Source organism: Persicitalea sp. (assembly GCF_041751555.1).
Lineage (GTDB): Bacteria > Bacteroidota > Bacteroidia > Cytophagales > Spirosomataceae > Persicitalea.
In genome coordinates this window covers 1-11,492 of sequence record NZ_JBGSXF010000549.1, presented here as the reverse complement: position 1 = coordinate 11,492, position 11,492 = coordinate 1, and the positions used below count along the sequence as shown (strand labels likewise).

At 49.5% G+C, this 11,492-nt stretch carries 12 protein-coding genes and 2 pseudogenes; 11 read left to right on the top strand and 3 right to left on the bottom strand.

Annotated features, from left to right (window positions below; translation table 11 throughout):
• The 5 genes and pseudogenes from ACEW8P_RS19795 to ACEW8P_RS19775 form a co-directional block, all read left to right on the top strand.
• A pseudogene (locus ACEW8P_RS19795) lies at nt 1-984 on the top strand (hypothetical protein); the annotation flags it as partial.
• A gap of 12 nt (nt 985-996) precedes the next feature.
• Nucleotides 997-1,122 carry a hypothetical protein gene (locus ACEW8P_RS19790; protein ID WP_373514803.1) on the top strand — a complete coding sequence of 42 codons (126 nt, stop codon included), beginning with the start codon at nt 997-999 and terminating at the stop codon, nt 1,120-1,122.
• Nucleotides 1,123-1,227: 105 nt separating this feature from the next.
• Nucleotides 1,228-2,625, top strand: coding sequence for an alkaline phosphatase PhoX (locus ACEW8P_RS19785; RefSeq protein WP_373514802.1), 1,398 nt, complete (start codon nt 1,228-1,230; stop codon nt 2,623-2,625).
• 195 nt (nt 2,626-2,820) lie between these two features.
• Nucleotides 2,821-4,020, top strand: a complete 1,200-nt coding sequence (locus tag ACEW8P_RS19780) for a parallel beta-helix domain-containing protein (protein WP_373514801.1) — start codon at nt 2,821-2,823, stop codon at nt 4,018-4,020.
• A gap of 3 nt (nt 4,021-4,023) precedes the next feature.
• Nucleotides 4,024-5,082, top strand: coding sequence for an SO2930 family diheme c-type cytochrome (locus ACEW8P_RS19775; RefSeq protein WP_373514800.1), 1,059 nt, complete (start codon nt 4,024-4,026; stop codon nt 5,080-5,082).
• 68 nt (nt 5,083-5,150) lie between these two features.
• On the opposite strand, the gene ACEW8P_RS19770 is transcribed toward ACEW8P_RS19775, so the two are convergent.
• Nucleotides 5,151-5,975, bottom strand: coding sequence for a ceramidase domain-containing protein (locus ACEW8P_RS19770; RefSeq protein ID WP_373514799.1), 825 nt, complete (start codon nt 5,973-5,975; stop codon nt 5,151-5,153).
• A gap of 124 nt (nt 5,976-6,099) precedes the next feature.
• On the opposite strand from ACEW8P_RS19770, the gene rimK reads away from it, so the two are divergent.
• Together rimK and ACEW8P_RS19760 are read left to right on the top strand one after the other, a co-directional pair.
• The gene (rimK, locus tag ACEW8P_RS19765; protein ID WP_373514798.1) at nt 6,100-6,972 is read left to right on the top strand and encodes a 30S ribosomal protein S6--L-glutamate ligase; all 873 of its coding nucleotides are present in this window, start codon (nt 6,100-6,102) and stop codon (nt 6,970-6,972) included.
• Complete coding sequence (locus ACEW8P_RS19760) at nt 6,965-7,924, top strand: succinylglutamate desuccinylase/aspartoacylase family protein (protein WP_373514797.1); 960 nt, start codon at nt 6,965-6,967, stop codon at nt 7,922-7,924. Before rimK ends, ACEW8P_RS19760 begins: the two co-directional genes overlap by 8 nt.
• 166 nt (nt 7,925-8,090) lie before the next feature.
• Here ACEW8P_RS19760 and ACEW8P_RS19755 read toward each other — a convergent pair.
• Both ACEW8P_RS19755 and ACEW8P_RS19750 read right to left on the bottom strand, forming a co-directional pair.
• Nucleotides 8,091-8,356, bottom strand: a pseudogene (locus ACEW8P_RS19755) (DUF5615 family PIN-like protein).
• Nucleotides 8,353-8,586, bottom strand: coding sequence for a DUF433 domain-containing protein (locus ACEW8P_RS19750; RefSeq protein ID WP_373514796.1), 234 nt, complete (start codon nt 8,584-8,586; stop codon nt 8,353-8,355). Before ACEW8P_RS19750 ends, ACEW8P_RS19755 begins: the two are co-directional and overlap by 4 nt.
• 182 nt (nt 8,587-8,768) lie before the next feature.
• On the opposite strand from ACEW8P_RS19750, the gene ACEW8P_RS19745 reads away from it, so the two are divergent.
• From ACEW8P_RS19745 to ACEW8P_RS19730, 4 genes are all read left to right on the top strand, one after another.
• Complete coding sequence (locus ACEW8P_RS19745; RefSeq protein ID WP_373514795.1) at nt 8,769-9,011, top strand: DUF433 domain-containing protein; 243 nt, start codon at nt 8,769-8,771, stop codon at nt 9,009-9,011.
• Nucleotides 8,995-9,324, top strand: a complete 330-nt coding sequence (locus ACEW8P_RS19740; protein ID WP_373514794.1) for a hypothetical protein — start codon at nt 8,995-8,997, stop codon at nt 9,322-9,324. The genes ACEW8P_RS19745 and ACEW8P_RS19740 overlap by 17 nt, the downstream gene beginning before the upstream one ends.
• A 61-nt stretch (nt 9,325-9,385) precedes the next feature.
• Nucleotides 9,386-9,655, top strand: coding sequence for a sensor histidine kinase (locus ACEW8P_RS19735; RefSeq protein WP_373514793.1), 270 nt, complete (start codon nt 9,386-9,388; stop codon nt 9,653-9,655).
• Nucleotides 9,656-9,688: 33 nt separating this feature from the next.
• On the top strand, nt 9,689-11,492 hold a 1,804-nt coding region (locus ACEW8P_RS19730), incomplete at its 3' end, for a two-component regulator propeller domain-containing protein (RefSeq protein WP_373514792.1).

Sequence of the window (11,492 nt, the reverse complement as noted above, 5' to 3'; positions counted from 1 at the left end):
GACCAAATTACGGAAATCAGCGCGCTTCCCATCGACGAAAGTACCCTGACGATCACCGGAGGACGGTTTACGACGATTGCTAACAAGGAGGATTCGAAGTACAGTTATTACCACAGGAATATTACGATTAAACGCTCCAATGTTTTGGTTGATGGAATAGAACACCGCGTCACGGGCGAAGGAGACCACGGCGCACCCTACAGCGGCTTTGTAAATGTCCGGGACTGCGCCAACGTAACGGTTAAAAATGCCCTCCTGACCGGCCACAAAACATACAGTAAAATCGGCTCAGCGGGGAAACCCGTCTCGATGGGTACTTACGACATCATCGTCACCCGGGCAGTGAATGTCTCTTTCATCGACTGCCGACAGACCAACGATATCGACGACCACACGTACTGGGGAATCATGGGATCCAATTTCTGCAAAAATATCCTTTATGATCGCTGTGTTCTCTCCCGGTTCGATGCCCACATGGGCGTAGCCAATGCCACCATCCGCAACTCGACCCTGGGGCACATGGGCATCAATGCCATTGGCAGCGGTACTTTTACGGTAGAGAACAGCATGATCCGCGGCAACACGCTTATCAATCTGCGCCCCGACTACGGAAGTACCTGGCGGGGCGAGTTTGTGATCCGCGATTGCATTTTCGTGCCGTCGGGTGGCCAACCTCGCAGCGCTTCCCTGATTGGTGGCCATAACCCCGGACAGCACGATTTCGGTTATGTCGCCTACATGCCCGAACGGATCACCATCGAAAACCTTAAAATCGATGACGCCAATCACCCGGAGAACTACCAGGGCCCGGCTATTTTCTCAAATATCAATCCCGAAATGACGGATGAGTCTTACAAAGAGGAATTCCCTTACGTGATAACCAAAGAAGTCAGTCTCAAGAATGTGACCACCGTAAGCGGCAAGCCCCTGCGTATCAGCGACAATCCTTTCATGTTCAGGAATGTGAAAGTGGTAGTCCGCTAACACCGATTCCAAATGGCTGTTATATACGCTGCAAATCAGGACGAGCAAAGGGAAGAAAAGCGCGTCAAACTACTGTCAGGGCCGGACTCGCTGGCGAAGCGGGAAGCTGAAATACTGGCTGCGTGGAGGGCGAGATAACATTGCCCGGAGCTTTGGTGCCCTGATAGCCTTCTGCATAGCATAAGCCAGTATATTGGGAGAACAATATTTTAATCCAGACATTCAACAAATAGATTTTCTGTCATGATCCCATCCACATCACGCCGCGATTTTCTTACCCTTGCCGGAAGCGCCTCCCTGGGTTTTCTGGGATTCAGCCAATTTCTTGCCACGCCGCTCCACGCGCAAGTACCCTCTGAGGTCGGATACGGCCCGCTCCTCCCTGACCCGAAGGGTATTATGAACCTTCCCAAAGGCTTTTCTTACAACATCATTTCACGCAAGGGCGATCGCATGAGCGACGGCCTGCTCGTGCCTGGGAACCCCGATGGAATGGCTGCTTTTCGCGGGCAGAAGGGCAAAACGGTCATCATCTGTAACCACGAAATGAGAGCAAGCGCCGAAGGGAATGGCGGTGCCTTCGGTGAGAGGAACGCGCTGCTTTCCAAAGTTGACCGTTCATTGCTATACGACGCAGGAAAGGGGGAGCAACCCGAGTTGGGAGGAACGACTACTTTGGTTTATGACCACGCTTCGGGCCAGGTAGAGGAGCAGTTTCTGAGCCTGGCCGGAACTACCCGCAACTGCGCGGGCGGCCCAACTCCCTGGGGTAGTTGGCTCAGCTGCGAAGAGTCGACGCTGACCCCCGCAGGCGACAACAAGTGCGAGCAGGCGCACGGCTATGTCTTCGAGGTTCCTTCCAAGATGAAAAGAGGGTTGACCCGCGCGCTCCCTATCAAGGCGATGGGACGCATGAACCACGAGGCCGTGGCCATTGACCCGCGCTCCGGCGTCGTATACTTGACCGAAGACTCAGGCGATAGCCTGATTTACCGTTACTTGCCCACCCGTCCCGGCGAATTGCTGAAGGGCGGGCAGTTGCAGGCGTTGGTCATCAAGGGCCACCCCTCGCAGGATACCCGCAATTGGGAGACGCTAACCACGCCGACTTTTCCGCTGCGAAAGTTTTTTGACGTAGAATGGATCGACATCAAAAACGTCGAGTCACCCGACAACGACCTGCGGTTTCAGGGATTTGAGAAGGGCGCGGCCCGCTTTGCCAGGGGCGAAGGGATGTGGTACGGCAACGACGGTATTTACTTTGCCTGCACCAATGGCGGTACGATCGGTGCGGGTCAGGTGTTCCGGTACATACCCAGTACCGACGAAGGAAAGCCGGGTGAAAAGCAGCGACCCGGCAAACTAGAACTTTTCGCGGAACCCAACGACCGTGATATTGTCAAGAACTGCGATAATCTTACCGTCGCACCCTGGGGCGACGTGGTGCTTTGCGAGGATCACCCGCACCCGTTCGTGGCGGGCGTAACGCCCAAAGGCGAGTTTTACAAACTAGCCGAAAACGTGGGCTACGAGTCTGAGTTCGCTGGCGGGGTGTTCTCACCCGACGGCAGTACTTATTTTGTCAATATTCAGGGCGCAGGCTTGACGCTGGCCATTAAGGGCCCTTGGCGGAAGGCGTGAAGAAGGGGTAGTTAATGATGACGATGGCAGGCTAGCGGCGCCAACAACTCATTGTTTTAAGTACGAAAAATCTCGCTTTGGAAACCCACACATAGCGAGGCGTAGTACTTTACGACGAACTTGTGCGAACCAGGGACTTTGAAGTAGAACTTTATCGAAGCTCGTCTTTTTGATTTTTCATCTACCTCCATTACTATGAAAAACTACCTTCTTCTGGCTTTAACCATCTTAGTGGGAGTAGATACTTTGCAGGCCCAAGCCCAATCAGACTTCCAGAAAAAACTTCAACGGCAACTCATCCTGGCCGACGACGGCGACACCATCCGTCTCGACGCGGGTACTTTTGTGCTCACCGGAACGCTATCGCTTGAGGGCAAGAACGACATCACCCTGATCGGTGCCGGAATGGGCCGCACGATTCTGAGTTTCAAGGATCAGACCGAAGGTGCCGAGGGGCTGCGGGTAAGCAACGGGCAGCGCATCCTGCTGCAGGACTTTACCGTGCAGGATGCCAAAGGCGACGCCATCAAGACCATGAATCTCGACGGAGTGACCTTCCGCCGGGTGAAAACCGAATGGACGGGCGAGCCCAAGGCCGAAAATGGTGCCTACGGCTTGTATCCTGTACTATGCACCAACGTCCTGATCGAAGAATGCGAGGCCATCGGCGCGTCGGATGCGGGCATTTACGTGGGGCAATCGAAGCATATCATCGTCCGAAACTGCCGGGCCTACCACAACGTAGCGGGAATCGAGATCGAAAACTCGCAAATGGCTGATGTATATGACAATGAAGCCACCGAAAACACGGGCGGTATTCTGGTGTTCGACCTGCCCGACCTCGTGCAGAAGAAGGGCGGTAACGTGCGGGTTTTCAGGAATAAAATCCACGACAACAACTACCCCAACTTTGCGCCCGAGGGCAACATCGTCGCCAGCGTGCCGCAGGGCACCGGCGTGATGGTGCTGGCTACCGGTGATGTTGAAATCTTTGAGAACGAGATCACCGACAACAACAGTCTCGGCACCGCAGTCATCAGCTACTACCTCACCGAAAAGCCCCTGACCGACTCGCTGTACTACCCTTATCCCACCCGCGTTTTCATTCACGACAACCGCTACCAGCGCGAGCGAGTGAAGTACCAGGGCAAGGGCCGATTGGGACTTTTGTTTAAATACAAATTACGTTTCGGCCGCAAAGTACCCGACATCATTTTCGATGGCATTTTGGATGATAAAAAGCCGGACGCCGTTCCGCTGTGTGTACGGAACAATGAAAATGCCTCCTTCGTCGTCCTCGATGCGGCCAATAATTTCAAGAGCGTGTCGAGGGATGCCGCGCCCTACGATTGCTCGCTGAGTCCGCTGAAGAAGGCGGCTTTAACTTTACGATAAACCATGCGGCCGATCAACTACCTACTTTTCCTGGCGGTAACGGCCTGGCTTTTTGCGTTCAAAGATGCCTTCGTCTCCTCAGATATGCCCCTGGCCCCGAAGGAATCGCTTTCAGACTACGGTTTTTTTGCGGGAGATCCGGCGGATCAGATTCCGGCGGCGGACGTGCTGCCCTACACGCTCAACACGCCTCTTTTCTCCGACTACGCCGCCAAGCTGCGTTTTGTCAAGTTGCCGCCGGGCCAGTCGGTGGCCTACCAGCCCGACGAGGTACTCGACTTCCCGGTAGGGACGGTGCTCATTAAGACTTTCTACTACCCCAAAGATGCCCGCGACGCTGAGAAGGGCCGCAGGCTGATGGAAACCCGGCTGCTGTTGCACGAAGCCAAAGGCTGGAAGGCGCTGGAATACATCTGGAACGATGAACAAACGGACGCCTACCTGGAAGTGGCGGGCGACAGCAAGGAGGTAGTTTGGGTGAACGAGCTGGGGCAAGAAAGCGCGCTCACCTACTCCATGCCGAACCTGAACCAATGCAAGGGTTGTCATAACCAAAACGAGCAACTCCGGCCCATCGGCCCGTCGGTGCGACAGCTCAATGGCCCCCTGACCTATACCGACACGACCGAAAACCAGCTCCTCCGCTGGCAGCGGCTGGGCCTGCTCACGGCGCTACCCGCGCTGGAAAAAGTACCCAAAGTACCCCAATGGGACAATGCTGAAGCAGGTACTTTGGCCGAACGCGCCCGCGCCTGGCTCGACATCAATTGCGCGCACTGTCATAGCCCCGCTGGCCCCGCCCGCAGCTCAGGGCTTTTCCTCCACTGGCAAGAGACGGACGCCACCCATTTGGGCGTGATGAAAGCCCCCGTCGCCGCCGGACGCGGAACGGGCGGCCACCAATACGGCATCGTCCCCGGCGACCCAAACCAATCTATTTTAGTCCACCGTCTCGAATCCACCGATCCTGGGGTGATGATGCCCGAACTCGGCCGCCGCTTAGTGCACAAGGAGGGCGTGCAGTTGGTGAGGGAATGGATTGCGGGACTTCCGCGCCAGTAAAGCAGAACTTTGTTAGCAGGTAAAGGGATTGATCTACCACAAGTTCAATCATACGATCTGCCGAATGTCTATTCGGCATCATTGTTATTTCTGGCCGTAAACCTGAAAAATGCGTAGCTGCAAAAACTACTGAGCGCCGTCAATACGTGCCATAACGAATGTCCCTGAAAGAACGAATGAGGATCGCAGCCAATTTTTTGCACATCTAGTTCTCTTATTTTCAATGCCACAATAATCAAAATAAGGCCGAAAAGACCTAAGATTATTGAACGTTCTTTTCGAAATTGGAAATAATTGATGGCAGTAAAAATCCAGATCAAGAGAATCATAACGGGCAACAGAATACCACTCGAAACCAGCAGGTGGATCTCGTAAAACGAAACGATGACCAGCAAAACTGCGACAATGGTGGCTTTTTTTACGGTTCCAGACCAACTGAGCCTGTAAAAGACATGATAGACCGCAATGAATAGCAAAAAGATACTGATGCTGTACGTCCCGTTCATATCGACCCGTTGCCCTATCCAGGTCAATGAAGCATGGAAAAAGGCAGAGCCGATACTCAAATAAATAAAGCTCCCGCCCATCAAAAACGACAGCATCGGAAATTTTTGCAACCAATTCAGGTGTGCACTCGACTGGTTTTTAGAATCTTGCCAAGCCAATGCACAGATAAAAACGCCAAAGAAGAAGTACGCCAGGTTGGAGTAGGTATTGCTGTTTTGATGAAAAAAGCGGTAGACATCGTTGTACTCGCAATACTCAGCGGTCAGGGCAGATTTACTCACGACCATGCCGTCCCAAACGCTTCCATCCAGAAAAGTATCGAGCAAGAAATAGACGAGCAGCATGGCTGCTGTGTAAGCCAATGCCTGAATGAGTGCTTTTTTCATTCGGGAGATTTGAGATACGAAGATAAACTCTACATTTGGGTACGAAGCGGTCGATTCTTTCTAATTTAGAAAGAAGTTTTGTTTACCCGGTTTTAAATCTTTTACCGTTCACCAATCACCTTCCATGAAAATAGCAATTTTATCCCGAAACCCGAAACTGTACTCTACCCGAAGACTGGTGGAAGCGGGTAAGGCCAAGGGGCACGATATGATCGTAGTCGATCACCTCAAATGCACGATCGAGCTTGAGAAGAGGAGTCCCAAAATATATTACAACGGCGCTTACCTCGAAGACATCGACGCCGTCATTCCGCGCATCGGGGCTTCGGTCACCTTCTACGGAACGGCCGTGGTACGTCAGTTCGAGATGATGAAAGTATTTACGGTCGTCGAATCGCAGGCACTGGTCAGATCGCGGGATAAACTCCGCAGTTTACAGATACTTGCCAGAGCTGGGGTGGGACTTCCCAAAACAGTTTTTACCAACTACGCCAAGGATATCGATCACGTGATTGATTCGGTCGGCGGGGCCCCGCTGGTTCTGAAATTACTGGAAGGTACACAAGGCTTAGGCGTAGTACTGGCCGAAACCCACAATGCCGCTACCTCCGTAATCGAAGCATTCAACGGATTGAAAGCCAGGGTAATCGTTCAGAAATTTATTAAAGAATCCGGCGGGGCCGATATCCGGGTGTTTGTCGTGGACGGCGTGGTAGTGGGTGCCATGAAACGGCAGGGAAAAGAAGGGGAATTTCGCTCCAACCTGCACCGGGGCGGGAGTGCTTCCATTATCGAGCTTACCGACGAGGAAGAAACAACGGCCATCAAGGCCGCCAAAGCGATGAGTCTGGGGGTAGCCGGGGTCGATATGCTGCAATCCTCTACCGGGCCACTGGTACTTGAGGTCAACTCATCGCCGGGCCTGGAAGGAATCGAGGCCGCGACCAATAAGGATATCGCGCGGGAGGTGATCCGGTACATCGAACGAAATGTCTGATAACAGATTCGTTATCCTGGGTCAGGAAGTCGCCATGGGCGAGCGGGTTGTGGTCAAAATGGACATTGCGAAGCTCCATACCCGTAATACGATATCCACCCCGATCATCGTGGAAAGGGCCGAAAAACCGGGACCAGTGCTGTTGCTCATGGCCGGAATTCACGGCGACGAGATCAACGGCGTGGCGATCCTGCGCGAAATTCTCCGCAAAAAATACAACATTCCTGACCGGGGGACGGTCATCTGTATTCCGGTATTCAACGTGTTTGGGTACCTCCACCTTTCCCGGGAGTTTCCCGATGGCCGGGATCTGAACCGGGTATTTCCGGGCGCAGCGAAGGGGTCTATGGCCAGTCAGTTTGCCCATAAATTCACCCACGAAATCATTCCTCTGGTAGACTATGTGCTGGATTTTCATACCGGCGGGGCCTACCGCGACAATTACCCCAATGTGCGCTGTGTTTTGAAGCAGGAACAAAATTTGGCCCTGGCTCATGCTTTCGGGGCTCCCTTCATTCTCAATTCCAGGTACATTGCCAAATCCGTGCGGGATACCATCAACAAAATGGGGAAATCGGTCCTGCTTTTTGAGGGTGGGAAGTCGGTCAATCTTGATTCATTTGTAATCAGGCACGGCGTAGAGGGCGCGCTGAACGTGATGAATTATTTGGGAATGCGGGATCAAGAGCCAGCTTCCGTTCCGAAGTCGATTGTGATCGAAAGAAGCAAGTGGTTGCGGGCTCCTTTTTCGGGAATATTTCAGACACTAATCCAGAATGGTAGCTGGGTAACCAAAAAATCGATCATTGGCATCGTATTCGATCCCTACGGTGAATTTGAAGAAAATATTATTGCTCCCTTCGACTGCTACATTTTCAGTGTAAATACTGCCCCCATTGTGCACAAAGGAGATGCCATATTTCACGTGAGTACCAAGGTGCAGGACGATTAGGAACCGACTGTCAAATAGCTAAATACTATTCTCCTGAGTATGCGCTACAAAAATGTGACGCATACTCAGGAGAATAACAAGGAACCAAGAATTAGTCGATTCCTACAATTCTATCAAGGTACACATCGACCAGTTTATGGGTTTTATTCAGCCGTTCGATAGTATCTTAATTTGAGAGCATGAACTTTCTGAAAGCAGCCAGTTTCATGTTGCCCATTTTCAGGTGAATGACTTTGGGCGGAGGATCAGAGGCGATGATCCGGTTGTAGAAGTCGATGTCTTTGGTAATAATCGTCAGTTTTCGTCCTTAGCGTATCGCCAAATCTGAGTATCGCTCCACGTTTCGTGTATTTCCTTGACGTGTCTGAAACGCGCATCGTGCCAAAGTATGAATTTGAAGGGCAGGTTTACATCTACCAAAAATTCGATCATGCGGTCTGCCGAATATCATAGTGATTCTCCATAAGCTTCGCAGCAAATTTCAGGCAGGCGTCAATGTCTTCGGGTTCCAGCGAAGGGTAGGCTTCGAGCATGTCTTCCTTGCTATCACCCGCGCTCAGGTATCCTAGAACAGTTTGCACCGTAATTCGGATGCCCCTTATGGTAGGCTTACCATTACATAAGTCTGGATCAATAGTGATCCGGTCAGCGATGTATTCCATAGGCATTGGATTTCAGACTGGTAGTTCAAATTTTTTCAAAGATAACGAAACTTGTCTGTGCTGACTGGTACTTGAGAGACTACGAGAGAGATTGAAGCCAGAATAGGGAGTTTCGGATCGAGTGAGCGGTTTGAAACAGTTTTGTTATCTTGCTTCTTATTCATTGACAAACTCGAACTACGGTGAGTGATTTAAAGAAGTACATCACAATTGATCCCGATATACAGTACGGTAAGCCCGTATTTCGCGGAACGCGGGTTCCCGTAGAGACGCTATTCTGGCATTTGGAGAAGGAGGTTTCCATTGAAGAATTCCTGGAAGACTTCCCCAGCGTGACTAAGGAGCAAGCGACCGGTGTGATCGGCATCGCTCACCAGTTCTTCTCCTCACAAAATATCAGCCAGCTTTATGAAACTGCTGCTTGACGAAAATCTGCCCAAGAAACTGAAAGCTGATTTTCTCGAGCATGAAATCTATATAGTTTCAAACAAAGGCTGGAACAGCAAACAAAACGGTGAACTCTTGAAGCTGATGGTAGCCGAAAACTTCGATGTCCTTTTTACATTTGATCAAAACCTACAATTTCAGCAGAACTTTGAAAAGTACCCCATCGCTGTGGTCGACCTCATTGCGGAAGACAACACGTACCTGACGTTGAAGAAGTTGGTTCCTCAGATTCGAGAAGCTTTGGAGGCAGGGCTGCCGAAGGGGCCAACTCTGATCATAGATAAGAAGTAGCGTTGGCTTTTGGCGTTGGTGAAAACTAGGCAAAGGAGCAGTCGGAGACTGCTTTTTATCTTTGGTACGCAGTCTCCCTGCGGAAGACATACGCACAACGGCGAGCACTACGAACTACGGGGAAATTAGTATCGCAGACAACGGAAACGGCATACTAAATGCTATCAAAGAAAAAATCTTTCAGCCTTTCTTCACCACTAAGCCCACCGGGCAGGGGACGGGTTTAGGGTTGAGTTTGAGTTATGATATGGTAAAAGCACATGGCGGAAAAATAGAAGTTAACAGTAAGGAAGGGGTGGGGACCGCATTTACTATTGTGTTACCTATTTAGTAATGAACCTAAACCATTAAAACAGGACAGACTATGAGAGTATTACATCTTTTATACAGCGTTGGTATTTTCCTTCTTATTGTTTGTTCCTCCTGTCAGCAAAACCAGGGGAATCTGAAAGATCAGGACCCAACTGCCTTCACACCGCCAGTCACCAGGCCATACAAGCTTACCGCACCCCAGCCTATTAAATGGAAAATAACTGACCCGGATAGCATATCGCCGCCTACATCCTATTCATTAGATATTGACAAATTACCCTCAAAACCCTTTGGCATAAATGAGTTTAAGCCATTAAAGGCTCCGATGAAGGAATATCCATTGGATTGGGACAAACAGCCGGAGATTCCGCTCCAATTTGACACTTTGGATATCAAGTTCAGAGCATCTGTTCTGCCCAAACCTGTCGTCACTAAGGTGAATAGACCTGCGATCCTGGAAGGTAGTACCTCTGGCATTTTGCAGCTTTCTCAGAAGGAAGGATTACCATCAAATTATATAACTTCTTTACATGAGAATGAGGACGGTACATTTTGGGTAAGTACTGCTAATGAGGGGCTATACCTTTATGACGGTTCATATACCTACACCTATGACTATAAGGGTATTTATGACATTGAATTAGACCAAAAGGGGAGATTATGGCTGGTGACTGGAGAATTTGTTTACATATTGGATTTCAAGAATAATATTCAATGGATTTGTCCAGTTCCCTTACCAATTTACCTGCAATGTGACCATTTGGGAACCATGTGGATCGCCACATACGGAATGGGCGTTTATGCCGTAGATAGTAACTTAAAGGATGTGCGAAAAATCGCCAATGATGGTTTTAAAACATCTTTCATGTTGATAGAAGATAAAAAAAATAATCTTTGGCTAAGTATGAGAAAACATATCTTTATTATAGATAAAGGACGGAAAGGATTTAAAAAAATCGAGGGGAATGACAAATGGAAAATGGGTTTCCCTACCATTTTCCATGAGGATCAAAAAGGGAATGTATGGCTAGGTACTGATGAGGGTATTGGGGGACAAGGAGCGCTGAGAATTTCCCTGGCAGACAATAAGGTAAGGATCCTGGGAGTAGATAATGGCTTCTTAGGACAGGCAAGAGTTGTTCAGGAAGATAAGAAAGGAAGGATTTGGTTGCTGCAAAACGGCAATTTCTCCATTTTGAGTGAAGACCTTTCACAGATCAAAACAATTCCTATTAAGGGAGCTATGTTTCCTGTAAAATTTGCATTGTATTTTAATACCCTCAGGGATACACGAGGGAATATTTGGGTTGGTTCCGAGGGTAAAGGAATTATCTTGATAGAACAAAACGGGCTAATAGCAGAGCATCTGGACGAATCAGATGGATTGATTAGCGGCAATATATGGGATATAGAAGAAGACAGCCGGGGGAATATTTGGCTTGCCACAGGAGGAGGAGAGCTTAACATGTATGATCCAAAAAAGGGAATATTAAGAGCATTAGCCTCTACCAACTTGCGACGTAGAGAGGAATTGGGTAATTACACATTTAAAGAATTTAATTCAGATAAATATTTCGTTGCCGTCTACGGCGGGTTTTTGATAATAGACCGCTTAAAGCACCAAACATTCCATTATGATACTGAGAAATTTAACAATGCAGAATTTCGAGATATTTTAGTGGATAAATCAAATAATTTTTGGCTACCGAATACACGTGGAATATTGGTATATAATACTGAACTCAAACAGGCCAAATCAATTATTCAGAATTCTGCACAGTTTCCTGGAACTACAGCACGAGAAATTATTGAAGATGGAGCAGGTAATTATTGGATTGCAACAGACGCGGGTTTAA